Raw genomic sequence first — 26,530 nt, 5'->3', positions numbered from 1 at the left:
GATCAGGATCCTGGATCCAGGGCGCCCCGCCGCCTATCTTCTCCGTCCACCCGTCTCTCCCCGACCGGAAGTCCCAAACAATGTCCGGCACCACCCGCACCAGCGCCGATCTCGATCCGCGCCGCCGCCGCCTCCTCTACCGGTCCTGGCACCGGGGCATCCGGGAGATGGACCTGATCATGGGCCGCTTCGCCGATGCCGAGATCGGGACCCTGTCGGAGGCGGAGCTCGACCAGTTCGAGGCGCTGATCGAGGTGCCGGACCGCGACCTGTTCAAGTGGCTCACCGGCGAGGCCGAGACGCCGTCGAACTACGACACGTCGGTCTGGCGGCGCGTGCGGGCGTTCCACCGGCACGACGCGCCGATTCATTCCTGAGAGCGAAAGCCCGCGATGGACGAACCCAAGCCCACCTACGACCATCCCGCCCGATCGATCGCCACCGAGCTCGTGGTCCGCATCATGCTGGAGATGATGGAGCGCAGCGACCCGGCGCTGCGCTCCGAGATCCTGCGGCAGGCCACCGGCCGGGCCGCCGCGATGACCGAGGGCATGCCCAACGCCGACTTTTTTCGCGGGCGGGTCGAGGCGGCGCTGGCCGAGATCGTCGGGCCCGACGCGTAGGATTGGGGCTCAGCGCCCCTTCCCGGCCGCCTGCATATGGTGCCGCAGCACGGTATTGATCCGGGCCTGATAACCGCGGCCGGCTTTTCGGAAGTACTGCAGTACGTCACTGTCGAGCGTGATCGAGACTGCCTCCTGAGCGGGGGGCCGTGCCGTCCGTTCCCAGAAGGCATCGTCGAGCCCGGGATGATCGGGGTCGCACGCGCTCATGCGCTCGATCTCCTCGTCTGTCAGGGCCGCGAGTTTCGCGCGGTCGCTTTGGGCAACCACTGGCCTGAACGCGCCATCGGGATGGCGTTGCAGCAGCGTTCCATCCGCCAGGCGCGTGAACGTGATCGTGTCAGCGTTCGCCATAGCGTGCGCGCTCCTTCCTGTTCGCGGGCCAAGCGGTGATGAGCCACGTGACCGGTCCGCGCATAGTGTAGACGACGGTGAAAATACCGCCCAGCGCCGGGCCGATGGTCACGTGGCGTTCCTCGCCGTAATCGTGCCGATCGTCCAGCAGATCGAGCCGCGCATCGTCGGCGAAAACCTCGGCCATATCCAACAGGTCGAAGTGCCGCGCCTCCGGCAAGAGCGCCTGCTTCCCCGAATCGCACTTGAACACGCGTTCCATGCTGGAGCGTAGCCGCCATATAGGGCACCGTCAGCCACCCCAACGCCGCCGCCGGGATGCTTTATCACGACGGCTCAATGGGCTAACGCCGGCCCGCGTCAGCCCTCCCTGTGCCCGGCGGGACTCCCCGCGAAAGACCCGATGGCCAAGCCCCAGCCGAAGTCCTCCCCGAAGCCCCCTGCCCCCGCTGCCAAGCCGGTTGCCAAGCCGCAGGTCGCGCGCTTCGCGCTGCCGAAATCCTCCGCGCTCGCGCAGGTGCTCGAGGCCCTGAAGCGCGGCGACAGCCCGGTCCTGGCGAACGCCCCGGAGGGGTTCGACGCCCTGGCGGTGGCCGATCTCGCCCGCGCCCTGGCGCCCACCGTCGACGCCCCGGCGGTGCTGGTCCACGTGGCGCGTGATTCCGGGCGCTCGGCGGCGTTCCAGTCGGCGCTCGGCTTCGTCGCGCCCGAGATGGACGTGATGAACCTGCCGGCCTGGGACTGCCAGCCCTACGACCGGGTCTCGCCGACCACGGCTACGGCCGCCGCCCGGATGACGGCTTTGGCCCGTCTCGCCCGGACCCGCTCTGCCGAGGATCGCCCACGCATCCTCTGCACCACGGTCAACGCCCTGGTGCAGCGGGTGCCGCCCCGGGGCCACATCGCCAAGGAGGCGTTCTCGGCCGCGATCGGCAACGTCGTGGCGATGGACGACGTGGTCGCCTGGGTCGAGGCCAACGGCTTCCTGCGCACCGGGACGGTGCGGGATACGGGCGAGTACGCCGTGCGCGGCGGCATCCTCGACCTGTCGCCCCCCGGCCTGCCGGCGCCGATCCGCCTCGATTTCTTCGGCGACACCCTCGAATCGATCCGCGCCTTCGACCCGGAGACCCAGCGCACCACCGGCCAGCTGCGCTCGCTCGACCTGATGCCGATGAGCGAGGTCCAGCTCACCACCGAGACGATCCGGCGCTTCCGCCAGGGCTACATCCAGAGCTTCGGCGCCGCGACCCGGGACGACCGGCTCTACGAGACCGTGAGCGAGGGCCGCCGCTATGCCGGCCTCGAGCACTGGATGCCGCTGTTCTACGATCACCTCGACACGCTGTTCGACTATCTCGGCGGCGTGCCCCTGGTGTTCGACCCGCAGGTCGAGGACGCCGCCGCCGAGCGGATCAGCCTCGTGCAGGATTACTACCAGGCCCGCGAGGGGGCGATGAAGACGCCGCAGGCCGGCGTCGCCCCCTACAAGCCGCTGCCGCCGCGCGCCCTCTACCTGACCCCGAACGAGCTGAAGGAGCGGATCGCCACCGCCACCGTGGCGCGGCTGACCCCGTTCGCGCAGCCGGATTCCCCCGAGCGCGCCGTCATCGATTGCGGCGCCAAGGCCGGACGGAACTTCGCCCCGGAGCGCGCCAACGAGAGCGCCAGCGTGTTCGACGCGGCGGTGGCCCATATCCGCGATCTCCAGGGATCCGGGCATCACGTGATCCTGGGATCCTGGTCCGACGGCTCCCGCGACCGGCTCTGCGGCGTGCTCACCGACCACGGCCTGAAGAAGCCCGTGGCGATCACCCGCCTGTCGGACGTCTACGCGCTCAAGCGCGGCGCCGATTCCGCCGTGGCGGTCTGGGGCCTGGAGGCGGGCTTCACGGTGGGCGAACTCGCCGTCGTCTCCGAGGGCGACATCCTGGGCGACCGGCTGGTGCGCCAGAAGCGCAAGGCCAAGCGGCCCCAGGATGTGATCCTGGAGGTGCAGGCGCTCCAGCCCGGCGACCTCGTGGTCCATGCCGACCACGGCATCGGCCGGTTCTCCGGCCTCAAGACGATCCACGCCGCCGGCGCCCCGCACGATTGCCTGGAGCTGAGCTATACCGGCGGCCTGCTGCTGCTGCCGGTGGAGAATATCGAGCTCCTGACCCGGTACGGCTCGGAGGATTCGGAGGTCGCCCTCGACCGGCTCGGCGGCGGCGCCTGGCAGGCCCGCAAGGCCAAGATGAAGCGCCGCATCCTCGAGATGGCGGGCGAGCTGATCAAGGTCGCGGCCCAGCGCTTCGTCCGGAAGGCCCCGGTGCTCAAGGCGCCCGAGGGCCTCTACGGCGAGTTCGCCGCCCGCTTCCCGTTCGAGGAGACCGAGGACCAGGCCAACGCCATCGACGCGGTGCTGGACGACCTCAATGCCGGCCGGCCAATGGACCGGCTGGTCTGCGGCGATGTCGGCTTCGGCAAGACCGAGGTGGCACTGCGCGGCGCCTTCGCGGCGGCGATCGCCGGCAAGCAGGTGGCGGTGATCGTGCCGACCACCCTGCTGGCCCGCCAGCATTTTCGGACTTTCGCCGAGCGGTTCAAGGGCCTGCCGATTCAGGTGGCCCAGCTCTCCCGGTTCGTCTCGGCCGGCGACATGAAGCAAACCCGCGCCGGTCTCGCCGACGGCACCGTCGACATCGTGGTCGGCACCCACGCGCTCCTGGCCAAGAACATCGCGTTCAAGGATCTCGGCCTGATCATCGTCGACGAGGAGCAGCATTTCGGCGTCGCCCACAAGGAGCGGCTGAAGGCGCTCCAGGCGGATGTCCACGTGCTGACGCTCTCGGCGACCCCGATCCCGCGCACGCTCCAGCTCGCCATGACCGGCGTGCGCGAGCTCTCGATCATCGCCACGCCCCCGGTGGACCGGCTGGTGGTGCGCACCTTCGTGACGCCGTTCGACCCGCTGACCATCCGGGAAGCGCTGCTGCGCGAGCGCTACCGCGGCGGCCAGTCGTTCTACGTCGTGCCCAGGATCGAAGATCTGGCCGAGGTCAAGAAATTCCTCGACGCCGAGATGCCGGAGATCAAGGTCGCGATCGCCCACGGCCAGATGGCGGCGGGCCAGCTCGAGGACGTGATGACCGCGTTCTACGAGGGCAAGTTCGACGTGCTGCTCTCCACCACCATCGTCGAATCCGGCCTCGACATCCCCACCGCCAACACGCTGATCGTGCACCGGGCCGACATGTTCGGCCTGGCCCAGCTCTACCAGCTGCGCGGGCGGGTCGGCCGCTCGAAGGCCCGGGCCTACGCGCTGTTCACGACCCCGGCCAACCGCCAGCTCACGACCCAGGCCGAGCAGCGGCTCAAGGTGCTGCAGACCCTCGATACCCTGGGCGCCGGCTTCCAGCTCGCCAGCCACGACCTCGACATCCGCGGCGCCGGCAACCTCTTGGGCGACGCCCAGTCCGGCCACATCAAGGAGGTCGGCTACGAGCTCTACCAGCAGATGCTGGAGGACGCGGTGACGGCGCTCAAGGCCGGCATCGAGGACCTGCCCGAGGAGGCGTGGTCGCCGACCATCGCGCTCGGCGCCCCCGTGACCATCCCGGAGACTTATGTCGAGGATCTCGGGGCGCGGCTGTCGCTCTACCGGCGGCTCGCCACCATCCAGGACGATGCCGAGATGGAGAGTTTCGGGGCCGAGATGATCGACCGGTTCGGGCCGCTGCCGCCGGAGGTGGAGCAGCTCCTCAAGATCGGCACGATCAAGATCCTGTGCCTCAAGGCCAATGTCGAGAAGGTCGAGGCCGGCCCGAAGGGCGTGGTCGTCCACTTCCGCGACAAGTCCTACGCCAACCCGCAGGGGCTGGTGGCGTTCGTGGCCGAGCAGGCCTCCTTCGCCAAGGTGCGGCCCGACATGAGCGTCGTGTTCGTGCGCGAGCTGACCACGATCCCGGCCCGGCTCAAGACCGCCACCGAGGTGCTGCGCAGCTTGGTGAAGATCGCCGAGCGGGTGAAGACGGCGGCGTGAGGGTTCTGTTTCAGGGTCGGGTGCCGTTTAGGTGCCCGGCCTCGTAACTTCCAGGGAGACGCGCAGATGGCAAACCCGGCGCAGGCCACCGGCGCGTCAGCCTCAGAACGATCCGAAAACCACGCCTTCCTGACGCCCCTGTTCACCGACCGGCGGGTCGTGGCGATGCTGGGGTTGGGCTTCGCGCAGGGCATCCCGTTCCTGCTCGTCTACGCGACGCAATCCGCCTGGCTGGTCCAGGCCAAGGTGCCGCTCGCGACGATCGGGCTGATGAGCGAGCTGACCATCGCGTACAAGCTCAAGTTCCTCTGGGCGCCCTTCCTCGACCGGTACGACGCGCCGCTGCTCGGGCGCTGGCTCGGGCGGCGGCGGGGCTGGATCGTGGCCTCGCAGATCCTGGTGGCGCTGGCGCTGGCCGGGGTGGCCTTCGGCGATCCGGCGAACTGGCTCGCCTGGACGGTGGCCTTCTCGCTGGCGCTCGGGGTGGCGGGTGCGACCCAGGACGTGGTGATCGACGGCTGGCGCATCACCGCGGCACCCCCGGAGCGGCAGGCGCTGATGTCGTCCTGGGCCGAGATCGGCTTCCGGATCGGCAACCTCGCGGCCGGGGCCGGCGCCCTCTACCTGTCGGATGCCTATGGCTGGCGCGCCGCCTATCTGTGCATGGCCGTGCTCCTCGCCCCCGGCACGGTGGCGGCGCTGCTGGCGCCCGAACCCCCCGCCGCCACGGCGCCCCCGGCTGCCGGCTTCGTCGAGACCGTCTGGGCGCCGATCCGCGACCTGCTCGCCCGGCTCGGGCCCCTGGCGGTGCCGGTCCTGGCGCTGGTGGCGGGCTTTCGGATGCCCGGCTACGTCTCGAACGCCATGGCGATCCCGCTGTTCAAGACTTTGGGCTACACCAACACCGACATCGCCACGGTGACCAAGCTGTTCGGCTTCTGGATCACCCTGGGCGGGACGTTTCTCGCGAGCGCCATCATCCCGCGGATCGGCATGATGGCGAGCCTGCTGATCGGCACCGTGGTGGCCTCCGCATCGCATCTGGCGTTGGCCTACCTCGCCTGGCACGGCGGCCATGGTGGGGCGGCGTTCTGGACCTTCGCGGTCACGGTGGGGATCGACGGCTTCGCCTACGCCTTCGCGTCGATCGTGCTGATCACCTACATGTCCCGCCTCGCGGCCACCGAGCACGCGGCCAGCCAATACGCCCTGCTGACCTCGCTCTGCGCCCTGCCCGGCAGCATCCTCGCCGGGTTCTCGGGCTTCGTCATCGAGCAGACCGGGTTCACGTGGTTCTTCGTCGGCACCTCCCTGATCGGCGTGCCGGTGGCGCTGCTCTGCGTGCTGGTGGCGCGCCGCCACGGGCCCATGGAGGCGCCGGCCGGATAAGGTGTCGGCCGCGTCAGTCTTCGGGGCGACGGCGACCGATTTTCGGAGCGATACTCTGGTGTTCCGCCCCCCTTCGACGGGTGTTCCATGTCGGTCCGCCGGACGGGGCCGGCTCTTTAGCCAAGATTAACCATGGGGATGCCTAATGGGCTGGACGGTTGATGTCCTCCCCAGACGGGCAACCCAGGCCACGTGCGCGGAAAAGCCTCCGCGGGCGAACGGCGGCGGCTGCCAAGTGGGGAAGCGCGTACGCGAGTTCCCGCATGGCCCAGGTTGCGTATTCCCGACCCGCGTACCGCGACGCGGCCCCGATCCCGGCCTTTGCCCCGGCGCCGTACCCGCGCCTCGCCTACGAGGCGTCCTACGCGCCGCCGACCCGGGCTCCCTACCCGAGCGCCATGCGGCGCGCCCGCCGCCGCGCCCGGCTGACGGCGCTGATCTCCCTGGCCGCCCTGTCCATGGCCGGCTGGACCGTGCTGACCCTGCCGCACGGCTTGCCGATCAACTGGAACCTGCCCGCCCCGGTGGCCGAGGTGCAGCCCGCCCCCGAATCCCGGCCCGCGCCGCGGCCGAACATCGCCTGGATGCTCGATCCGAGCCCGGCTTTGGGCTCCGCCGCCGCCACGGCCTTCGGGGCTCCGCCCCCGGCCGCGTCCTTCCAGGTCGCGGTGGCCGAGCCGTCCCCGGCTGTCCGGGAGATCGCCCAGCGGGTCGCCCGCAAGGTGGTCCAGGCCCGGATGGCCTCGGCCGAGCCGGCCCCGGCCCCCGTCGCGCAGGCGCCCGTCGTTCAGGCCGCCGCCGTGCCGTCCAGGGCGGCCGCGCCGGTCCGGGTCGCCGCCGCCGAGCCGACGCCCGCCGCCCTCGCGCCGAGCCTCGTCCCGCTCCCGGTCGCCCGACCCTCCGAACTGCGGCGCCCGGCCGTGGCCCCGGCCCCCCGGGTGGCGGCCCGCGCCCTGCCCCGCACCCGCGACGTGTTCCGCGCCGCCATGGCGGAGGAGCCGTCCTTCCTCGAGAAGCTGTTCGGCGTCGGCGCCGCCGCGCCGCGCCCGGACTCGCGCCAGGCCTCGACCCAAGCCCTTGCCTATGCCAGCCCGGAGGCCCTGCCCCAGGAGGCGCCGCGCACCCGGATCAGCCCCGCCCCGGACTCGGTCGCCGGCATCGCCGTCTACGACATCACCGCCCGCACCGTGACCCTGCCCTCCGGCGAGGTGCTGGAGGCCCATTCCGGCCTCGGCGAGGCCATGGACGATCCGCGCTACGTCCACCTGCGCATGCGCGGCTCGACGCCCCCCGGCACCTACGATCTGACCGAGCGCGAGCGCCTGTTCCACGGGGTCCGGGCGATCCGCCTCAACCCGGTGGGCGGCAGCCGCGCGATCCACGGCCGCGACGGCCTGCTCGCCCACACCTACATGCTGCGCCAGCCCGGCGCCTCGAACGGCTGCGTCTCGTTCCGCGACTACAACCGCTTCCTGCAGGCGTTCCTGCGGGGCGAGGTCCGGCGCCTGGTGGTGGTGGCGGGCAGAAGCGGCGACTTCTTCGGCGGCCGGGTCGGCATGGTCGACCGGCCGGGCCGGCGGGGCTGATCTGCGCCGAAAGTCGGAGGGGCGTTCGGCGCGGCACGCCTTTACGCGCCCGCCCAAGCCTGCCTTAACGGGGCCAGACGCCAGCCCTGACAAGAGGCACCCGATGAAACTGCCCCGCCGCTTCTTCCAGCCCCTCGCCACCGGTGCGCCGGCCCCGTTCCGCGAGCTGCCGGTGCGGCTGGAGCGGATGATCCACTTCGTCCCGCCCCACAACGACAAGGTCCGCGCCCGGGTGCCCGAGCTCGCCGGCACCGTCGACGTGGTGCTGGGCAACCTGGAGGACGCGGTCCCGGCCGACCAGAAGGAGGCAGCCCGCAAGGGCTTCGTCGCCCTAGCCCAGGCGACCGACTTCGCCGCCACCGGCACCGGCCTCTGGACCCGGATCAACGCCCTCAACTCGCCCTGGATCTTGGACGACCTGTTCACCATCGTGGCCGAGGTCGGGGACAAGCTCGACGTCGTGATGGTGCCCAAGGTCGAGGGGCCCTGGGACATCCACTACGTCGACCAACTGCTGGCCCAGCTCGAGGCCCGGCACGGGGTGACCAAGCCGATCCTGATCCACGCGATCCTGGAGACCGCCGAGGGCGTGGCCAATGTCGATGCCATCGCGTCGGCCTCGCCGCGGATGCACGGCATGAGCCTCGGGCCGGCGGATCTCGCGGCGTCGCGCGGCATGAAGACCACCCGGGTCGGCGGCGGCCACCCGGATTACCGGGTGCTCAGCGATCCCGCGGGCGACGCCCCCCGGGCCACGGCCCAGCAGGACCTCTGGCACTACACCATCGCCAAGATGGTCGATGCCTGCATGGCCAACGGCCTCAAGGCGTTCTACGGCCCGTTCGGCGATTTCTCCGACGGCGATGCCTGCGAGGCGCAGTTCCGCAACGCCTTCCTGATGGGCTGCGCCGGCGCCTGGACGCTGCATCCGAGCCAGGTCGCGATCGCCAAGCGGGTTTTTGCGCCCGACCCCGCCGAGGTCGCCTTCGCGGCCCGGATCGTCGCGGCGATGCCCGACGGCACCGGCGCCGTGATGCTCGACGGCAAGATGCAGGACGACGCCACCTGGAAGCAGGCCAAGGTCATCGTGGACCTGGCGAAGCTGGTGGCCGCGAAGGATCCGGAGTTGGCGGCGGTGTATCAGTTGGGATAGCGCGCGGGGGGCTCACCGGGCTGATACCGGTTTGAGGCGCAATCCCCTTTGAGGACCGCAACGCGCCCCCTCTCCCGTGCGGGAGAGGGTTGGGGTGAGGGGTGCGCGCTTTCCGGAAGAACCTGATCCCTCACCCTGTCCCTCTCCCGCACGGGAGAGGGGACCCGCGCTTCGTCCTGAACCGGTATCATCTGGTTGATTCGGTGCCGTGCCGTCGAGGCGACCCGGTGAGCAAGTCGATCCCGCGAGCCCGCCATCTCCGCCGGAATCAGACCACCGCCGAGGCCAAGCTCTGGCGTGTCCTGCGGAACCGCAGGCTCAACGGCTGGAAGTTCCGCCGCCCGTATCCGATCGACCGCTTCATCGTCGATTTCGCGTGTGTCGAGACGCGGCTCGTGGTGGAAGTCGATGGCGCAACGCATTCGACCGAGCGAGAGCTTGTCTACGATGCCGCACGCGCCGCAATCATTGAGGCCTGCGGCTTCGCCCTGCCGCGCATCCTGAATGCCAACATCCACCAGGATCTCGACGGCGTGGGCGAGACCATCTGGGCTGCCCTCCCGCCCGGCGATCCGGTGTGACCCCTCATCCTCCGAACCGCGCCCGATACGCCCGCGGAACGCTTGTCGGGCCGGATGGGGTAGATCTCGTCGTCTCGCGTGCCTGCCTGTAAACCCGAAGCGCCCCGTGACGCGCGGCGCTTCCCGTTCCTGAGATGTCCACGATGCCCAGCACGCAAGCGACGTCCGTCGCTCATCCCGTTCAGATGCAGCTTGAGGCGTACAACGCGCGCGACATCAACGCTTTCATGCGCTGGTGGGCGGAAGACTGCCAATACTACGCCTTCCCCGCGACGCTCCTCGCCGACGGCGCGGCCGCCATTCGCGAGCGGCACATCGAGCGCTTCAAGGAGCCGGACCTGTTCGGAAAGCTGCTCACCCGGATCGTGGTCGGCGATGTGGTCGTGGACCATGAGCTGGTCCAGCGGACCTTTCCCGAGGGCCGCGGCGAGGTGGAGGTGCTCTGCACCTACCTGGTCGAAGGCGAGACGATCGTGAAGGCGTGGTTCAAGATGGGCGAACGGCGGCTCCATGCGCCCGCGGCGTAGGCCGGACCTGGCGACGGCGCCTGCCGCCCCTCACCCGCCGAACCGCGCCCGATATGCCTGCGGCGTCGCCGCGACGTGGCGCAAAAAGCTGCGCCGCAGGGTCTCCTCGGAGCCGAAGCCGCAGGTCCGGGCGATGCGCTTCACCGGCTGGGTGGTCTCGGCCAGCGCCCGCCGCGCCGCCTCGATCCGCAGGCGCTCCACGGCCTTGGCCGGGGTGAGGCCGGTCGCCTCCCGGTAGTGCCGGCTGAGGCTGCGCGCGCTCATCCCGGCGGCCTCCGCCAGGACCGGGAGCGACAGGTCGCCGGACAGGTTCTCGGCGATGAAGGCGTGGAGCGCCCCGAAGCGGTCCTCCCCGGCCTGCAGGGCCAAAGCCGCGCTGAACTGCGCCTGCCCGCCGGGGCGCTTCAGGAACATCACCAGGTGGCGCGCCACCGTCAGGGCGAGGTCGCGGCCGAGATCGGCCTCGACCAGGGCGAGCGCCAGGTCGATCCCCGCGGTGACCCCCGCCGAGGACCAGACCGGGCCGTCCTGCACGAAGATCGGGTCGGGCTCGACCCGGGCCAGCGGGTAGCGCCGGGCCAGGGCGCCGCAATGCTTCCAGTGGGTCACCGCCCGGCGCCCGTCCAAAAGCCCGGCGGCCCCGAGCAAGAAAGCCCCGGTGCAGACCGAGGCGACCCGGCGCGCCTGTCCGGCCCGGTCCCGCGCCCAGGCCACCAGCTCAGGATCGGCAGAGGCCACCGTGACCCCGGGGCCGCCCGCGACGATCAGGGTGTCCACCGGCGCGGCGCGATCCGGCAGCGGGTCGGCCACCAGGCGCAGGCCGGCCGAGGCGGTGAGCGTCCGGTCGCCGGCCGAGATCACCCGCGGGGCGTAGGGCGCGAGCCCGTCGCTCAGGTCGTTGGCCGTAGCGAAGACCTGGAGCGGCCCGGCCACGTCGAGGAGCTGCACCGCCGGGAAGGCCAGCACCTCCACCGGGCGGGACGCGTCTGGCGAGAAACGAGGGGTCTTTGGCATCTCGGCCAGATCGTGCCGCGGTAAGGTCTTCCTGTCCAGCACGGAGGCCCCGCATGATTCCCCCCGAGACCCATCTGCAGATCGGCTCGCTCCTGTTCGAGGGGCTCGACCAGATCGACCTCACCGGCCCGTTCGAGGTGCTGTCGCGGATCCCCAATTCGACCTACCGGATCTACGGGCCGAGCTCTGAGCCGGTGCGCGACCTGCGCGGCCTCCGGATCACCCCCGACGCCGCCCTCACGGAGGCGCCGCGCCTCGACGTGCTGCACATCCCCGGCGGCCAGGGCCAGGAGGCGCTGATGCGCGACGCCGCCGTGCTCGGCTGGATCCGCAGCCAGGCCGCGGGAGCCTCGCACGTCTTCTCGGTCTGCACCGGCGCGCTGCTGCTCGGGGCGGCCGGGCTCCTGATCGGGCGGCGGGCCACGACCTACTGGAACGCGGTCGATCTGCTGCCCTGGTTCGGGGCGCAGCCGGTCGACGCGCGGGTGGTGATCGACCGTGATGCCGACGGCCGGACCTGGCTGTTCGCGGCCGGCGTCACCGCGGGGATCGACGGCGCCCTGCGGCTCGCGGCCGAGCTGCGCGGCGACGATGCCGCCCGGGCGATCCAGCTCGGCATGCAATACGCCCCCGAGCCGCCCTTCGACAGCGGCACGCCGCTGAGCGCCCCGCCGGCGATCGTCGCGCAGGTCCGGGCGGCCGCCGCCGGCATCACCGCCCGGCGTGCGGCCACCGCCCGGGCGATCGCGGCCGAGCTCGGCATCCCGACCCCCGAGGCCGCTGCGGGAGATGCGCGATGAACCTGACTCATATCCACGCCTTCGCCGCCGCCCTGCAGGCGAAGGACCGGGACGCCATGCTGGCCCAGATGGCCGACGACATCGTGCTCAACACGCCCCTGGCGGCCGAGCCCGTGCACGGCAAGGCGGCGGTCCGGCCGGTGGTCGACGCCCTCCTGGCGGTGATCGACGCCTTCGAGATCCGCGAGATCCTGGAGGGGCCCGAGCACGCCGCGGCGTTCTTCGGGGCCGTGTCCGGGCCGCACCGGCTCGACGGCATGGATTACTGGCGCCTCGATGCGGCCGGGCGGATCCGCGAGATGACCGTCCTGTGGCGGCCGCTGCCGGAGGCGCTCGCGGTCCGGGACCTGCTGAACCGCACCGCGCAGACCGGGACGTGACACCGGCCCGGTGACACGCCCCGACATCGGTCCTATCTGTCCGCTCTGAACGGACAGAGTCATGACGGACGTAACAACCAGAACTGCAAAATTCGCGATCGGCGCGGTGGTGCGCCATCGGATCTACCCGTTCCGGGGCATCGTGTTCGACGTCGACCCGGTCTTCGACAACACCGAGGAATGGTGGCTGGCGATCCCCGAGGATGTCCGGCCGCGCAAGGACCAGCCGTTCTACCACCTGCTCGCCGAGAACGCCGAGACCGAGTACGTCGCCTACGTCTCCGAGCAGAACCTGCTGCCCGACACGTCCGGCGAGGCCCTGCGCCATGCCGGCATCGCCGAGATGTTCGAGCGCGACGCCACCGGCGGCTACCGGATGCGCGACCGCGTCCGGAACTGATTTTTTTCGAAGAATCCGGTCACCCTCGGGCAACGCCGCGGAGATAATCCGAAGCGCATCGCAGCGATTCGTCGAAGGTCCGTCGTGATGTCCCGCCCCCTCGCCGCGGCGCTCCTGGCCGCCGGCCTCCTCGCGGCGCCGGCCCGGGCCAATGACAGCGCCGCCGAGCTCGATGCCGGCGGCCTGATCCTGAGGCCGGAACCCGGTATCGTCCTGGCGAGCGAGGACCTGTCGATCGCCCTCGACCGAATCAACGTATCCTACGTGTTCCGCAACCAGGCGTCGGAGCCGCGCACCGTCCGGATCGCCTTCCCGCTGCCGCCGATCGACGGCCGGACCCTGAGCTTCTCGGCCACCAGGCTTCCGCAGGTCGATCGGGCGAACTTCGTGGGCTTCACCGTGACGGTGGACGGGCATCCGGTGGAGCCGGAACTGGAGGAGCGCGCCTTCGTGGGCGAGCGTGAGGTCACCGATCTGCTGCGCCGCCACGGCCTGCCGCTCAACCCGCTGCGCTTTTCCGAGATCGAGGCGGCCACCAAGCGGATCGGCAAGCCGGACTGGGCGGAGCTGGTCAAGGCCGGCCTGTTCCCGGAGGCCGAGGACATGACCGAGGGGCTCTGGCGCTTCGAGGCGACGTTCCACTGGCTGCAGACCTTCCCGCCCGACCGGGAGGTGCGGATCGCGCACAGTTACGCCCCGGTGAGCGGCTTCCACTTTCTCGACCCCAAGGAAGCCGCCCGCAAGGGTTACCAAGCGACCTACTGCCTCGATAAGGCCGGGCTGGCGGCGATCCGGCGCCTGCACGCCAAGGCGCCGAACGAGGCCGGCTACCTGCGGGCCTTCGTGGTGCCCTACATCGTCACCACCACGCGCAACTGGGCCGCCCCGATCGGCCGCTTCACCCTGAAAGTGGACAAGGGCAGCCCGGAGGCTTTGGTAAGCTTCTGCCGCTCGGGCATCCGCAAGACCGGCCCGACCACGTTCCGCTGGGAGGCCCGGGACTACACGCCCGATCACGACCTCCGGGTGCTTTTCGTCCTGCCCGGCCCGGGCCCCACGGGGATCCGGTAGGCCAAGTCCAGGATCCCAAAGGGCAAGCCCTTTGGCGGGGCTCGGGGCAGAGCCCCGAACGCGCGGCTCAGGCGATCGCCCATGAAAAAGGGGCCGGCCCTTAGCGGCCCGGCCCCCGATCGAAGTCGGCTGCGACGTTCCTTGTGCGCCGTTACTTGGCCGCGGGGGCGCCGGCCGCCGGGGCGGCGTTGCCCTGCTGCTCGAGCTTCTTGCGCATGTCCTCGCTGCGCTTCTCCAACTCCTGCTGGAGCTTCTTCTGCTGCTCCTCGAGCACCTTTGGGTCGATGGCCGGGCCGTCGAAGGCCTTGCCGAAGCCGGCCATCGGCACCGCGAAGGTGACCTCGCGCTGGGTCTGGTTCTGGACCGAGACGTTGAGGGTCGTGCCCTTCTTCATGGCGGCGATGACGCCGGCATCGACGCCGCCGGCCTCGGCGAAGCAGCCGTTCGGGAAGCAGACCGCGAAGCGGCCCGGGGTGGCGGCCTGGCCGTCGACATTGAAGCGGATGCCCGGCTGCAGCAGCAGGCCGAGCGGCAGCAGGTAGCGCACCACACGCACCTCTTGCTTCTGAGCGGCGTTCTTCATCTCGTAGACGGCCACCGCCAGGACGGGCTGGCCCTGGTCGGACACGAAGTCGCGCGTCGTGTAGCAGATGTCGGTGCCGGAGGCCTGATCCTTGCCGCAGACCTTGGTCCAGTCGGCCTGGCTCGGCTCGGACTTCACGGTCACGATCTGGGGACCGGTCTGCGCGGCGGCGCCGGCCGGATTGTTGGCGGCCGGGGTGTTCGGCGCGGCGGGGGCGGGCGCGGTCGGCGCGGGGGCGGCCGGCTTCTTCGCCTGGGCCAGCGCCGGGGCGGCCGCGAGGCCGAGGCCCGCGAGGCCGAGGAGGGCGGCGCGTGCCAGCGTCGCGGGGCGGGTGAAGGACATCGGCTCTGACCCCTTGAGAAACGTGGTGTGGCGAAACGTGGTGTGGCTTGCGGAATGCGGAGCCGGCCTGACGGGCTGGTCCGCCGGACCGCCCGGGCACGCACCGCCGTGGCGTGCCTCCCGGGGCTCCGGATGAATCGGTCCGACCATCGGGCGAGGATGGCGCCGGATGCGCACATCGCCCGCCCCGGCGACCGGGCGGCCTGCCTGTCCCCTCCGAATGAGGCGAAGGCATGACACCGCGGCATTGAGCGCCCCTCGGGGAACTCGGTGCCGCGGCCGGCCCCCGATAGGCCCGTGACTCTCCGGCTGCAAGCGCGACGTTGCCCGGACCCGCGACGCGCCCGGCCGCGCGGCGTCCCGCGCCGACGACAGCTTCGCTCAAGTGAACCGGTCTTAGCTGGGATTTAACCATAGTCGACCGACCATGCGGATGGATCTGCAGTTTGGGTGGGGGGCGGATTGAGCGCGTTCGCGGTGGCGGAGAGAACGGCCGACGCCGCGCCGGATGCGTCCATGCGGTCCGGCGGCCTGTCCGCCTGCCTGTTCGCGGCGGCCCGGACCGGCCCGCAGCGCACGGCCCTGCGTGATTCGGGGGACCGGGCGGCTTGGTGCGGGCGCCCGCCGATCACCTGGACCTACGCGGCGGCGGCCGAGATCGTCGGCCGCCTGGCCCGCGGCATCGGCGCGTGGCGGCTGCCTGCGGGCAGCCGGGTCGGCCTGTGGTTCTCCGGCGGCGCCGAATCGGCTCTCGCCCATCTGGCCGTCGAGGCGGCCGGCCACCTGCCCTGCCCGATGCCCGCCCTCTGGGAGGCCGAGCAACTGTCGGCCGGGATAGCTTCCGCGGGCCTCGTCGCCGTGCTGACGGAGGGACGCCGCGGCGCCCGCCGCCCGGCCGAGGACCTCACCCGCGCGGCCATGGGCCATTTCGGGCTGCGCTACCTCGCGGCCTTCGGTCCCGGGATCCCGGACGGGGTGATCAGCCTCGACGCGATGGCCCTGGAGCGCGGGGTGGTCGAGCCGGTGGCGAGCCTGGGCCTCGTGACCTTCGCGGCGGGGGATCCCGGCCGGCCAGTCTACCGCAGTGCGGCGGCGCTGGCAGCGGCGATCGACGTCCATCTCGGCGCACTCGCGGTGACCGCGGAGGAGCGGATCCTGACGCTCCTGCCGGCCCACGACCTGCGCGGCCTGGTGACCGGCCTCGGCGCGGCGCTCGCGGTGGGGGCCAGCATCGAAACCGTGATTCCCTTCGACGAGGCCGGGTTCCGCGCCGCCCTGATGCGGCCGGTGCCGACCCGGCTCGTGGTGCCGTCCCTGGTCGAGACCGCGCTCGCCGCCCTGCCCCTCCCCTGGACCGTGCGGTCGCTCCACGTGGTCCACCGGGCGCCCGCGCGCGTGCTCGCCAGCGCCCTCCCCGAATCGGCCGGCCCGCGCCGCATCGATTCGCTGGTCTTCGACGAGGATGCGGTGCTCACCCGTCCCGGCGGAAACGACCTCGCCGCGACCCTTGCCGCGACCCTCGCCGATCCGGCGCGGGCGCCCCTGCCCCGAGCACTCCTCGACCTCGCGTTCCTGGATCTCGGCGACGACGAGGATGGCTCCTTGGCCTATCGCGGTCTGGCCTGTGCGACGGCGGCCCTCCCCCGGAGCGGCGTCCCGGAGCCGGACGCCGCGGCGTGGCGGGATTCCGGCTACCGGCCGATTCTATCCGGCGGGATCGCGACCGGGATCGAGGCCGTCTGAACGGCGGGTCCGCGCCGGTTCATCCGGCGCTCAGGCGTGGCAGATAATCTCGCAAGCGCACATGGGGGACGGATCCGATCCGCTCTTTCGTGGGTTTCGCTTCGGATTGTGGTTCTGGCTATCTTCCCAAGCCACGCTTCATGAGGTACCGCTCAAGCCTATGGGTGCGCTGCAACAAGTGCTCGTGGTCGATGACGGCGTCCGCGCCGTGGACCGGTCCCTTTCGGGCGAGCTGGCCAACCTCGGCTACGCGAGCGTCACCGCCTCCATGGAGGCGGCGGACGATGTTTTGGCCGTGATCGCCCGCCCAGCGGCGGTGCTGCTCCAGGCCCCCACCCGTCGTGATCCCGCCTATGCCCGCCGCGCCGCCCGCCTCCGCGGCCAGCTGCGCGACCGCGGCATCCCGGTCCTCCTGATCGGCGACGCGGGCGAGTCGAAGGCCGGCGGCCCGGTAGACCTCGCCACCCGCCTCGGCGCCTACGTGGCGGCCCAGCCGGACCTCTGACGGCCGTTCTTCGGCCTTAAGTTCCGCTACCATCATTGCGAGCGCAGCAAAGCAACCCAGGGCTGCGCACCGTCCCCCGAATCGTGGCGCATCCTCGTGTCGCTTCGTGCGCGATGGCCGCACACGGATTCCCGCCGTCGAGGCCAGGATCCGGAGCCCGATGTCAGGCTGCGATTCGGATCGTCGACACGATCTCGTCGATCTCGCTCGACAGGCTGCCATCCTCCCCCCGCACGACGAGCCCCAGCTCGGCCAAGGCCACCACGTCCTCGTGGACCCGCCTAACATCGCGGCCGAGCGCGCGGGCCAAGGCGCGAATCCCGGTCTCGGGCGTCTGCCGGAGGTGGCGCAGGAGGTCGTAGCGCTTCGGCGTCAGCACGGCGCACAGGGCGCTCCAGTCCCGGAACAGGATGCGATCGCTCCCGGCGACGACGTGTCCGGCCTCCGCCGCCTTCCAGGCTTCGGCCACATCCGCCGCGGCCGCGCGCAGGCCGCGGCCGACTTCGACCTCAGTCCTCACCATGGTCTCTCCTCCAGGCTTCGACGGCTTCGACAAAGTCGGCGAGCAGCTGATCGACACCGACGAAGCGGTATGGCGCTTCGGCGTCCTGATCGTGCCGATGGTCGCCTTTGCCGCGTTCATTATCGAAGCCGATCACGCGTACGCCGTTGACGACATAGACGAGGCGGTACTTGAAACCGTGCTCCGTTGGCGGGACTGGTTTCGGGACACGCCATACGACCAGTTCGGCGAAGTTTCGGTCGCTGAAAGCCACGCGGCGACGGATGAGAAGTTCCGCCTTCATGGCCGCACGTTATGCCGGCGGCTGTTGGCGTCAAGTGACAACAGGGGCGGATAACACCCCTCTACGTCTGTCGCCCCGCGCACCGCGGTTACACCGAGCGGGCGCTCAGCGCGCCCCGCGCATCAATTCCGGCGCGCCGAGCCGCGGCAGCACGCCTTCGCGCATCACCACCCGCCGGAGCGGGCCGAGATACGACATCGCCAGCAGCCCGAGTCCCCGGAGCGCGTCGACCGGCAGCAGGTCGGTGAGCAGGCTGCGGTTGAGCAGATCCACCGCGGCGGTGCGCGCGGCGGCATCGAGGCGGCGGCTCCGGGCGTAGCCGTCGAGGACCGGCCGGGCGCCGGGATCGCGGCCATCGCGGGTCGCAGCCACCAGCAGGTCGCGCAGGGCGGCGGCGTCGCGCAGGCCGAGATTCAAGCCCTGCGCGCCGATCGGCGGGAAGACGTGGGCCGCCTCCCCGACGAGCGCCAAGCGTTGCGCCACAGGGCTCGATACGGAGAGGCCGCGCATCGGCACGAGGCCCCGGGGCCCGTCGATCCGCATGGCGCCGAGCATCGCCCGGGCCTGCCGCTCGACGGCCTGGCCCAGGGCGGCGTCGTCCAGGGCCGCCAGCCGCCGCGCCGCGCTCTCGCCCGTGACCCAGACCAGGCTGGACCGGTGCCCGCCCGGCAGCGGCACCAGGGTGAACGGGCCGGAGCGGGTGTGGAACTCGGTTGAGACGTCCCGGTGCGGGCGGTCGTGGGCCAGGATCGTCGTGATGGCGCTCTGCGGGTAGGTCCAGTCGCGCACGCGTACGCCGCTGGCGGCCCGGAGCGGGGAGCGTGCGCCGTCGGCGCCGACCACGAGCTTGGCCGCGACGGTGCCGCCATCGGCCAGGTTCAGGCGTGCCACCGCCTCGCCGGGGACGGCGCCGGCGGCATCCGCCTCGACCAGGGTGAGATTCTCTTGGGCGCGGGCGCGGACCCGTAGGCTCTCCACCAGGCGGGCGCTCTCGACGTTCCACCCGAAGGCGTCGAGCCCGATCTCGGCGGCCTGGAAGCGCACCGGCGGCGGCCGGAACAGGCTGCCGGTGTCGTCGATGATCTGCAGGGTGCAGAGCGGGCTCGCCTGCGGCGCCACCGCCTCCCAGGCGCCCAGGGCCTCCAGGAAGCGCACCGACCCGTCGAGCAGCGCCACCGTCCGCCCATCCGCCACGGGGGCGTGGCGGCCGACCAGGGCGGTCCGGATGCCGGCCTGAGCGCTCGCCAAGGCGGCGGCCAGCCCCGCGGCCCCCGCGCCCACCACGGCGACGTCGAATGCCGCGCCCTCCGGTCTGCTGCCCTGCACGATGTCTCACCCGTTTCCGCGCCGATTCGTCTACGCGGCTCGTGCTCCTATCTGAGCATTCCGGTATCCCTGCCAAGCCCGATCCGCGAAGGCCACAGCGCCGCAGCCCGGAGCAGAGCATGCCGACACGATTCGGACCGGCCTCCAGCTTCTCCTCGGTGGCGCCGCATTATGACGCCACGCGCCATATCCCGGCCGCGAGCCTGCGCGCCTGCTACGATCGGCTGGTCGCGGCCGGGCTGTTCCCGGAGCGCGGCCGAATCTGCGATGCCGGCTGCGGCACCGGGCAGATCTCCCTCCCCCTCGCCGAGCGCGGCTACGCAGTCGCGGGCTACGACATCGCCTCCGAGATGGTGAGCCTCGCGCAGGCCAAATGCCAGCCGGGCTGGGACGCCCGCTACGCCGTGGCCGATGTCCGGGCTCTGCCCGAGGCGAGTGCCGTTTTCGATGCCGTGGTGGTCTCGAAGCTGTTCATGCACATCGCCGATTGGCAACTCGCCTGCCGGGAACTGATCCGCGTGGCGCGGCCGGGCGCGCCGCTGGTGCACATCCGCGACCGGGCGGCCTACGGCAACGCCGTCCGCCGGCATTTCACGGACCGGATCCGGGCAGCGGGGATCGATACGCTGTTCCTGGGGCCGGACCCAGGATCGAGCGCGGAGCTCGTCGCCTTCATGGCCGCGCAGGGCTGGACCCGGATCCAGGTGGCGATGTCCGACATCGGCTGGCGCTTCGAGACTTCTGCGGGCGACACCCTGCGGGGCCTGCGCGAGCGCATCTTCGCCGAGTTCTGGTACGTGCCGGACGCTGTCTATGCGGACGCCCTCGCCGACACGGAGGCCTGGGCCGCGGCTGAGCCCGGCGGCCTCGATCGCACCGAGACCATGACGCCCTATCTCGCCGTCGAGGTGTTCCGGGCGGAGGGCTGACCCGCGCCTCACCCGAGGAACGCCGAGAGCTCCGAAAACACCTCCTCCGGCCGCTCTTCCTGCAGCGTGTGACCGCAATCGAGCGCCCGGCCGGAAACATCCGTGGCCTTCTCGCGCCAGGTTTCCAGCACGTCGTAGGTCTGGCCGACCGTACCCTGCGCGCCCCAGAGGGCGAGCAGCGGCGCCGTGATCCGGGCGTCCGAATCGGCCGCGTCGTGCTCCAGGTCGATGCCCGCCGCCGCCCGGTAATCCTCGCAGATCGCGTGGCGGCAGGCCGGGTCGCTGTAGCAGCGCAGGTATTCCGCGAAGAGGTCCGGCGGGGTCGAGCCCGGGGTCTTGGACTGGCCCTCGATGTGATGGCGCAGGAAGTATTCCGGATCCGCCCCGATCAGCCGCTCCGGCAGGGGATGGGGCTGGATGAAGAAGAACCACCAGAAATACCGGGTGGCGAAGGCCTTGTCGGTGCGGGCGTACATCGTCGCCGTGGGGGCGATGTCGAACAGGGCGAGGCGCTCGACCCGCTCCGAATGGTCCAGGGCCAGGCGGTGGGCGACACGGCCGCCGCGGTCGTGGCCGACGAGCGCGAACCGGTCGTGGCCCAGCGCCCGCATCACCGCCACCGCATCCGCCGCCATGGCGCGCTTGGCGTAGGCCGCGTGGCGCTCGCCGCCCGGCGGCTTGTCAGAATCGCCGTAGCCGCGCAGGTCCATCGCGACGATCGTGCGGCTTTCGGCCAGGCGCGGGGCGACGTGGTGCCAGGTGGACAGGGTCTGCGGGTGGCCGTGCAGCAGCAGAACCGGCGGCCCGGAGCCGCCGGAGCGCGCGTGGATCGTCACGCCCGGTGCGGTCTCGATTCGGTGCCGGTCGAAGCCCGGCAGGAAATCCGTCGTCATGCGCGTCGGTCGCCTATGCCCGTGTCCCTTGCGCCGCACTGGCGCGCGGGGATGCACCGGATGATAAGGCGCTTCCGGCAGGATGTCCGCCGAGCCACCATGACAGATGCACGCGCGACTCAGGACGCCGCCCCCCGGGACGCGGCCGTGAACGACCCGGACGCCGAGGCGCCGGAGGGCGAGGCCGGCCGCGCGCCGCTGCTGCGCCCGAGCATCCTCGATCCCCTGTTCGCCCCGGTCCGGGCCCTGCCGGGGGTCGGCCCCAAGATGGCGCCGCTCATCGAAAAACTGCTCGGCACCCCGGAGCGGGAGGCCCGGGTGGTGGACCTGCTGTTCCACCTGCCTCAGGGCGGCGTCCCGCGCCGGCTGATGGGCTCGGTCAGCGAGGCGCCCGTGGGCGAGCCGGTGACCGTCGGGGTCACCGTGGTGGCGCACCGGCCGGCCCAGATCGGATCGGGTAAGCGCCCGCACCGGGTGCTGGTGGAGGATACCACCGGCGACATCTCCCTGGTGTTCTTCGGCATGCCCCGGGCCCGGGTGGAGAAGATGCTGCCGCTGGGCGCCCACCGCTACATCACCGGCCGGATCGACCTGTGGGATGGCACCCGCCAGATGGTCCACCCGTCCCGGATCGTGGACGAAGCGGGCTTGGCCGAACTGCCCGCCGTCGAGCCGATCTACGGTGCCACGGAGGGGCTGACCTCCCGGGCGATCAACAAGCTCGCGGTGGCGGCCCTGGAGCGCCTGCCGATCCTGCCCGAATGGCAGGACCCGGCCTGGCTGGAGAAGAACCGCCTCCCCGCCTTCGCGGATGCCCTGCGCGTCGAGCACCGCCCCGAGGAGCCCCTTCCGAAAGCCGAGGACCCGCTCCAGCCGCCGCCCGCCACCCCGGCGCGGCGGCGCCTGTCCTACGATGAGCTGCTGGCCTCACAGCTGGCGCTGGCCCTGATGCGCGCCCGCCAGCGGCGCAAGGCCGGCCGGGTCAATGCCGGCGACGGGGCCCTGAGCGCCCGGATCCAGGCCGCCCTGCCCTTCGCGCTCACCGGCGCCCAGGCCCGGGCGGTGGCGGAGATCCGCGCGGATCTCGCCGCCCCACGCCGGATGCTGCGCCTGCTCCAGGGCGATGTCGGCTCGGGCAAGACCGCGGTGGCCCTCCTCGCCCTGGCCTCGGCCGTGGAGGCCGGGCGCCAGGCCGCCCTGATGGCCCCCACCGAGATCCTGGCCCGGCAGCATTTCGAGCGGTTGCAGCCGCTGGCCGGCGGTCTGCGCCTGCGCCTGATGACCGGCCGCGACCGGGCCGCGGAGCGCAAGAGCACGCTGGCCGCCCTCGCGGCGGGCGAGATCGACATCCTGGTCGGCACCCACGCCCTGTTCCAGGAGGCGGTGACGTTTCGCGACCTCGGTCTCGCCGTCGTAGACGAGCAGCACCGGTTCGGCGTCCACCAGCGCCTGGCGCTGGGCGCCAAGGGCGAGGCGGTCGACTTCCTGGTCATGACCGCGACGCCGATCCCGCGGACCCTGGCGCTGACCTTCTTCGGCGACATGGACGTCTCGGTCCTCGACGAGAAGCCCGCCGGCCGCCAGCCGATCCGCACCCTCACCCTGCCCACCGAACGGATCGACGAGGTGGTGGCCGGCCTTGCCCGGGCGATCGCCACGGGAGAGCGGGTCTACTGGATCTGCCCGCTGGTGGAGGAATCCGAGTTCATCGACCTCGCCGCCGCGGCCGAGCGCTTCGACGACCTGAAGCAGCATTTCGGCGACGCGGTCGGGCTGATCCACGGCAAGATGCCCGGCCCCGAGAAGGACGCCGCTATGGCCCGGTTCGCCGCCGGGGAGACCAAGGTCCTGGTCTCGACCACGGTGGTCGAGGTCGGGGTCGACGTGCCCGAGGCGACCATCATGGTGATCGAGCATGCCGAGCGGTTCGGGCTGGCCCAGCTGCACCAGCTCCGCGGCCGGGTCGGGCGCGGCTCCAAGGCGTCCTCGTGCCTGCTGCTCTACCGGGGGCCGCTCGGCCAGGTGGCCCGGGCGCGGCTCGAAATGATGCGCGACAGCGAGGACGGCTTCCGCATCGCCGAGGCCGACCTGAAGCTGCGCGGCGAGGGCGAGGTGCTCGGCACCCGCCAGTCGGGTCTCGCGGCCTTCCGGCTGGCGCGGCTCGAGAGCGACGGCGACCTGCTGGAGGCCGCCCGGGACGACGCCCGGATGATCGTCGAACGCGATCCTGGCCTGAAGAGCCCGCGCGGGCAGGCCCTGCGGGTGCTGCTCTACCTGTTCGAGCGCGACGCCGCGATCCGGCTGATCGGCGCCGGCTGACCAAGCCTTTCCTGAACGGCGCTGTTCAGGAAAGGCCGGCGTTCAGGAAAGCTCCGGCCCGGTCATGTGCGCTAGGGAACATACCGCACGGAACCGCCGCCTGATGCATGGCAGGCACGATCTTCTGGGAAAGATGTTTTTTGTCAGTGGCTTGGTGTTGCGCGCGAAAGCTTCGCCGGAGCCTCGGAGGCGTCGGGAGAGCGCGTAGACAGGCCTCGTGACCTTGCATCAGCCACAATCTTCCCTTAACTGCAGATGAACGAATGGCCCGGTAAGCCGGGACATCACGGACGAATCTGGAGGACGGACATGTCGAACGGACTGTTCCAAAACCTGCCGGGCTCCCACGAGATGGCCGGTATCCAAGCCCTACCGACCGAGCCCTGGCTGCTGCCGATCTCGGATGGTGCCGCCGCAGCGGTGACGAAGACGTCGGAAGATTTGCAGGCTGCCGTCCGGCAGGCTGCGCGCCCCTTCTGGCTGGCTGCCAACGGGCTCTGCATCGCTTTGGGCCTGGCCCTAACGATCCAGTGCACCACCGGCTGGACGCCGACCCCGACCCGCAGCGCCGTGACGGTCGCCCAGGCGACCCCGCCGACCATCGCGCCGCAGACGGCTTCGCTGCAGCGCTGACGCTGGGCGAACACGACTCAGGTTTCAGGGCCGTTCCGCTTGCGCGGGGCGGCCCTTTCCTTTGACCCTCACGCGTCCTGCGGCTCCCGCTGGGCCGCCGGGTCGCCCGCCTGCTGGGCCGCCCGCAGGGACGCCGCCATGGCGTGCAGCCGGCCCTGCGGATCCTCCGGCTGGATCACGCCCGCCGACATCACGAGCTTGGCCGCGTCGTCGACGCTGATATGCAGCTCCACCACGGCCGAGCGCGGCAGGTAGAAGAAGAAGCCCGTGGTCGGGTTGGGGGCGCAGGGCAGGAACACCCCCACCATCTCGTCCGCGCCGGCCGCATTCCGGGCCTGGAGCGCGCCCTCGACCTCCGGGGATGCGGGCGCCGACAGGAACACCACCGACCACGTGCCCTTTACCGGGAACTCGACCAGGCCGACCGTGCGGAACGAGGTGCCGTTGGCCGAGAACAGGGTCTCGAAGATCTGGCGCAGGCCCTTGTACAGGCCGGAGATCACCGGCGTGCGGGCCAGCAGCACCTCGCCGAACTCGATCACCGAGCGGCCGACGAGGTTGGCCGTGAGAAAGCCCAGCAGCGTCACCGCCAGGAACGCGATCACCAGGCCGAGGCCCGGAATCGAGAATGGCAGGTAATGGTCCGGCAGGTAGCTCGCCGGCACCAGCGGCTTCACGAAGGAATCGATCAGCGCGATGAACCACCAGGTGATGTAGGCGGTGATCGCCAGCGGGCCGGCCACGATGATGCCGGTGAGGAAATAGGTGCGCAGCCGCCCCCGCGCGCTGACGCGCGTCTTCGGGGTCGCGGGGCCGGGCGCGGATGCGTCGGGCTCAGGAGCCTGAATCGGCGGGGAACTCGGCGCCACGGGTGCCCTCTCGGCCGCTCGATGCGCGGCGATCCTGCCCGGGGGCGGTCGATCCCCCGAGGGCACAGGTAGCGGCTGCGCTTGTCCGCCTCAAGGGCGGCGCCCCGATCGATGGATGTTCTCGGGGGCTCCGCCCCCAAACCCCGCCAAAGGGCTGAGCCCTTTGGGAACCCAGGACTCAGAACGCCAGGGCCGGCATCGCCTCCCGGGGGATCACGGCGCCGCGATGCCCGATCACGGTGCCCGCCAGGCGGTGCGCCTCGACGGCGGCGGCCTCGGGGCTCAGCCCGGCGATGCGGGCCGCGATGTAGCCCGCCGCAAAACTGTCACCGGCGGCGGTGGTATCGACCACCCGCGCCACCGGGCCGGCCGGAACGGCGGTCTCGCTCGCCCCGTGCAGCACCCGCGCGACCGGGATCGAATCGTCCGAGGTCTTGAGCACGATCTCGGCGCGGCCGCGATGGCGCAGCACCTCGTTCTCGCCGGCCGCGCCGAACAGCCAGTCCAGATCCTCCACCGAGGCGAAGATCAAATCCGCCAGAGCCAGAGCCGCGCGGAACGTGGTGCGGGCCACCTCCCGGTCCGGCCAGCCGCGGGGCCGGTAATTCGTGTCGAACGCGACCCGGCCACCCCGGGCACGCAGGGCCGCCAGGGTCTCGGCGAGCGCCGCGCGGCCGGCCTCGCCGTAGAGCGACAGGCTGATGCCGGAGACGTAGACGAGGTCGTCGGCCTCCAGGGCGGCGCGCGTCTTTGGGGCACCCGGCTCGGAGAACAGGTCCCGGGCGGCGGCGCTGTCGCGCCAGTAATGAAAGCTGCGCTCGCCCGCGTCATCAGTGCGGATGATGTACAGCCCCGGCATCCGGTCCGGCAGCCGACGGATCCGGCCGAGGCCGATGCCCTCGCCGCCCCAGGCCGCCACCATCGCGTCGCTCCAGGGATCGTCCCCCAGCGCCGTCACGTAATCCACCGGCACGCCGAGGCGGGCGAGATAGAGGGCGGTGTTCAGCGTATCGCCGCCAAAACCCCGGACGAGGCTCCCATCCGGCCGCTCCGACAGCTCGACCATGCACTCGCCGACGCAGGCGACCCTCATGCGGCTTCTCCCGTGCGGGCCGCTGACCGGCCCCGCGACGGACGGGCCTCGTTGGGCAAGGGATGTCAATCGCGTGGTTTCATATTCGGGCCGCGGATCTTCCCGGGCATAGCCGTCCCGAACCGACCGTGCGCCCTTCCCGCCGATCCTGTCCAGGATCCGGCTAGGTCTCCCCTCCCGCGCGTCGGGGAGCCTGCCGCGAGCCGCATCGTTCAGGACGCGGATCCAGATGGACGGACCCTTGTCTCGCCGTCGATTATCAGATGCTGTGATTATTCATGTGCCGTGCGTGACATGAAATTTCAAATTACAGCAGAAAATAGATCGGTATCCGCCATCTGCGTGATGTTTTCTGCGTAACGTATGTTTTATTTTAGAGTGACATCAATCCGTATGTGTCACGGTGTGATATTCTGCCGATTCATAACGTTCGATGCGCGAAAATTATTTAGTGTAAGAGCATTTGCGAAATTTTTATCGATCTCGTGCGATAAAAGACGAGATTTTTGCATATCCGATCTACCTCCAGAGGGGGTGATTCAGAGGACCGACGCCCATATTATCTTCGCCGCGATGTCCGAATGATG

At 71.1% G+C, this 26,530-nt stretch carries 27 protein-coding genes; 17 read left to right on the top strand and 10 right to left on the bottom strand.

Features of this window, described 5'->3' with window-relative positions:
* The first annotated feature begins 80 nt into the window (after positions 1-80).
* Together BM228_RS26075 and BM228_RS26070 are read left to right on the top strand one after the other, a co-directional pair.
* A complete protein-coding gene (locus BM228_RS26075; protein WP_007559114.1) occupies positions 81-377 on the top strand; it encodes an FAD assembly factor SdhE in 297 nt (98 codons plus the stop codon).
* 15 nt (positions 378-392) lie between these two features.
* Positions 393-623: a hypothetical protein gene (locus tag BM228_RS26070; RefSeq protein ID WP_092045134.1), complete on the top strand. Its 231-nt coding sequence runs from the start codon at positions 393-395 to the stop codon at positions 621-623.
* Between the two features lie 9 nt (positions 624-632).
* Here the strand turns inward: BM228_RS26070 and BM228_RS26065 are convergent, their stop codons facing one another.
* Complete coding sequence (locus BM228_RS26065) at positions 633-977, bottom strand: BrnA antitoxin family protein (RefSeq protein ID WP_092045132.1); 345 nt, start codon at positions 975-977, stop codon at positions 633-635.
* Positions 964-1,239, bottom strand: coding sequence for a BrnT family toxin (locus BM228_RS26060; protein ID WP_092045131.1), 276 nt, complete (start codon positions 1,237-1,239; stop codon positions 964-966). Before BM228_RS26060 ends, BM228_RS26065 begins: the two co-directional genes overlap by 14 nt.
* Before the next feature lie 141 nt (positions 1,240-1,380).
* On the opposite strand from BM228_RS26060, the gene mfd reads away from it, so the two are divergent.
* From mfd to BM228_RS26030, 6 genes are all read left to right on the top strand, one after another.
* Complete coding sequence (mfd, locus tag BM228_RS26055; protein WP_092045129.1) at positions 1,381-5,001, top strand: transcription-repair coupling factor; 3,621 nt, start codon at positions 1,381-1,383, stop codon at positions 4,999-5,001.
* Between the two features lie 66 nt (positions 5,002-5,067).
* Positions 5,068-6,390, top strand: coding sequence for an AmpG family muropeptide MFS transporter (locus BM228_RS26050; protein ID WP_092045127.1), 1,323 nt, complete (start codon positions 5,068-5,070; stop codon positions 6,388-6,390).
* A gap of 263 nt (positions 6,391-6,653) precedes the next feature.
* The gene (locus BM228_RS26045; RefSeq protein ID WP_092045126.1) at positions 6,654-7,976 is read left to right on the top strand and encodes a DUF2778 domain-containing protein; all 1,323 of its coding nucleotides are present in this window, start codon (positions 6,654-6,656) and stop codon (positions 7,974-7,976) included.
* Positions 7,977-8,079: 103 nt separating this feature from the next.
* Entirely contained in the window at positions 8,080-9,129 is a 1,050-nt protein-coding gene (locus tag BM228_RS26040) for an HpcH/HpaI aldolase/citrate lyase family protein (RefSeq protein ID WP_058191030.1), read from the top strand.
* 227 nt (positions 9,130-9,356) lie between these two features.
* Positions 9,357-9,710, top strand: coding sequence for an endonuclease domain-containing protein (locus BM228_RS26035; protein ID WP_092045124.1), 354 nt, complete (start codon positions 9,357-9,359; stop codon positions 9,708-9,710).
* Between the two features lie 143 nt (positions 9,711-9,853).
* Entirely contained in the window at positions 9,854-10,237 is a 384-nt protein-coding gene (locus BM228_RS26030; protein WP_092045123.1) for a nuclear transport factor 2 family protein, read from the top strand.
* A 30-nt stretch (positions 10,238-10,267) separates the two neighbouring features.
* Here the strand turns inward: BM228_RS26030 and BM228_RS26025 are convergent, their stop codons facing one another.
* On the bottom strand, positions 10,268-11,251 hold the full coding sequence (locus BM228_RS26025) for a GlxA family transcriptional regulator (protein WP_092045121.1): 984 nt from the start codon (positions 11,249-11,251) through the stop codon (positions 10,268-10,270).
* A 53-nt stretch (positions 11,252-11,304) separates the two neighbouring features.
* Between BM228_RS26025 and BM228_RS26020 the strand changes: the two genes are divergently transcribed.
* The 4 genes from BM228_RS26020 (at position 11,305) to BM228_RS26005 (ending at position 13,902) form a co-directional block, all read left to right on the top strand.
* On the top strand, positions 11,305-12,051 hold the full coding sequence (locus BM228_RS26020; protein ID WP_092045119.1) for a DJ-1/PfpI family protein: 747 nt from the start codon (positions 11,305-11,307) through the stop codon (positions 12,049-12,051).
* A complete protein-coding gene (locus tag BM228_RS26015) occupies positions 12,048-12,431 on the top strand; it encodes a nuclear transport factor 2 family protein (RefSeq protein WP_092045118.1) in 384 nt (127 codons plus the stop codon). The genes BM228_RS26020 and BM228_RS26015 overlap by 4 nt, the downstream gene beginning before the upstream one ends.
* A gap of 61 nt (positions 12,432-12,492) precedes the next feature.
* Positions 12,493-12,831, top strand: coding sequence for a heat shock protein HspQ (gene hspQ, locus BM228_RS26010; protein WP_092045116.1), 339 nt, complete (start codon positions 12,493-12,495; stop codon positions 12,829-12,831).
* Between the two features lie 87 nt (positions 12,832-12,918).
* Positions 12,919-13,902, top strand: coding sequence for a DUF4424 domain-containing protein (locus BM228_RS26005; RefSeq protein WP_092045115.1), 984 nt, complete (start codon positions 12,919-12,921; stop codon positions 13,900-13,902).
* Positions 13,903-14,053: 151 nt separating this feature from the next.
* Here BM228_RS26005 and BM228_RS26000 read toward each other — a convergent pair whose 3' ends face one another.
* A complete protein-coding gene (locus tag BM228_RS26000; RefSeq protein ID WP_092045114.1) occupies positions 14,054-14,827 on the bottom strand; it encodes an invasion associated locus B family protein in 774 nt (257 codons plus the stop codon).
* Positions 14,828-15,304: 477 nt separating this feature from the next.
* Between BM228_RS26000 and BM228_RS25995 the strand changes: the two genes are divergently transcribed.
* Together BM228_RS25995 and BM228_RS25990 are read left to right on the top strand one after the other, a co-directional pair.
* The gene (locus BM228_RS25995) at positions 15,305-16,570 is read left to right on the top strand and encodes an AMP-binding protein (RefSeq protein WP_167367829.1); all 1,266 of its coding nucleotides are present in this window, start codon (positions 15,305-15,307) and stop codon (positions 16,568-16,570) included.
* 160 nt (positions 16,571-16,730) lie between these two features.
* Complete coding sequence (locus tag BM228_RS25990; protein WP_092045112.1) at positions 16,731-17,075, top strand: hypothetical protein; 345 nt, start codon at positions 16,731-16,733, stop codon at positions 17,073-17,075.
* A 163-nt stretch (positions 17,076-17,238) separates the two neighbouring features.
* Here the strand turns inward: BM228_RS25990 and BM228_RS25985 are convergent, their stop codons facing one another.
* The 3 genes from BM228_RS25985 to BM228_RS25975 all read right to left on the bottom strand — a co-directional run bounded on the left by BM228_RS25985 (position 17,239) and on the right by BM228_RS25975 (position 19,207).
* Complete coding sequence (locus BM228_RS25985) at positions 17,239-17,598, bottom strand: HVO_A0114 family putative DNA-binding protein (protein ID WP_092045110.1); 360 nt, start codon at positions 17,596-17,598, stop codon at positions 17,239-17,241.
* Positions 17,585-17,881 carry a toxin-antitoxin system TumE family protein gene (locus BM228_RS35555; RefSeq protein ID WP_092045109.1) on the bottom strand — a complete coding sequence of 99 codons (297 nt, stop codon included), beginning with the start codon at positions 17,879-17,881 and terminating at the stop codon, positions 17,585-17,587. The genes BM228_RS25985 and BM228_RS35555 overlap by 14 nt, the downstream gene beginning before the upstream one ends.
* Positions 17,882-17,986: 105 nt before the next feature.
* Positions 17,987-19,207 carry a UbiH/UbiF family hydroxylase gene (locus tag BM228_RS25975; protein ID WP_092045107.1) on the bottom strand — a complete coding sequence of 407 codons (1,221 nt, stop codon included), beginning with the start codon at positions 19,205-19,207 and terminating at the stop codon, positions 17,987-17,989.
* A 119-nt stretch (positions 19,208-19,326) separates the two neighbouring features.
* Here BM228_RS25975 and BM228_RS25970 point away from each other — a divergent pair, with 119 nt between their 5' ends.
* Positions 19,327-20,136: a class I SAM-dependent methyltransferase gene (locus BM228_RS25970; RefSeq protein WP_092045106.1), complete on the top strand. Its 810-nt coding sequence runs from the start codon at positions 19,327-19,329 to the stop codon at positions 20,134-20,136.
* Positions 20,137-20,144: 8 nt separating this feature from the next.
* Here the strand turns inward: BM228_RS25970 and BM228_RS25965 are convergent, their stop codons facing one another.
* Positions 20,145-21,029 carry an alpha/beta fold hydrolase gene (locus tag BM228_RS25965; RefSeq protein ID WP_092045104.1) on the bottom strand — a complete coding sequence of 295 codons (885 nt, stop codon included), beginning with the start codon at positions 21,027-21,029 and terminating at the stop codon, positions 20,145-20,147.
* A 99-nt stretch (positions 21,030-21,128) separates the two neighbouring features.
* Between BM228_RS25965 and recG the strand changes: the two genes are divergently transcribed.
* Entirely contained in the window at positions 21,129-23,348 is a 2,220-nt protein-coding gene (recG, locus tag BM228_RS25960) for an ATP-dependent DNA helicase RecG (protein ID WP_244537314.1), read from the top strand.
* A 309-nt stretch (positions 23,349-23,657) separates the two neighbouring features.
* Positions 23,658-23,981, top strand: coding sequence for a hypothetical protein (locus BM228_RS25955; protein WP_092045103.1), 324 nt, complete (start codon positions 23,658-23,660; stop codon positions 23,979-23,981).
* A gap of 68 nt (positions 23,982-24,049) precedes the next feature.
* On the opposite strand, the gene BM228_RS25950 is transcribed toward BM228_RS25955, so the two are convergent.
* Together BM228_RS25950 and BM228_RS25945 are read right to left on the bottom strand one after the other, a co-directional pair.
* On the bottom strand, positions 24,050-24,850 hold the full coding sequence (locus BM228_RS25950; RefSeq protein ID WP_050736270.1) for a DUF502 domain-containing protein: 801 nt from the start codon (positions 24,848-24,850) through the stop codon (positions 24,050-24,052).
* A 178-nt stretch (positions 24,851-25,028) separates the two neighbouring features.
* Positions 25,029-25,943 carry a sugar kinase gene (locus tag BM228_RS25945; RefSeq protein ID WP_092045101.1) on the bottom strand — a complete coding sequence of 305 codons (915 nt, stop codon included), beginning with the start codon at positions 25,941-25,943 and terminating at the stop codon, positions 25,029-25,031.
* Positions 25,944-26,530: the final 587 nt, after the last annotated feature.

Origin of the sequence: Methylobacterium pseudosasicola, from assembly GCF_900114535.1 — a bacterium.
GTDB classification, from domain to species: domain Bacteria; phylum Pseudomonadota; class Alphaproteobacteria; order Rhizobiales; family Beijerinckiaceae; genus Methylobacterium; species Methylobacterium pseudosasicola.
This window is presented reverse-complemented; position numbering and strand designations above follow the sequence as displayed.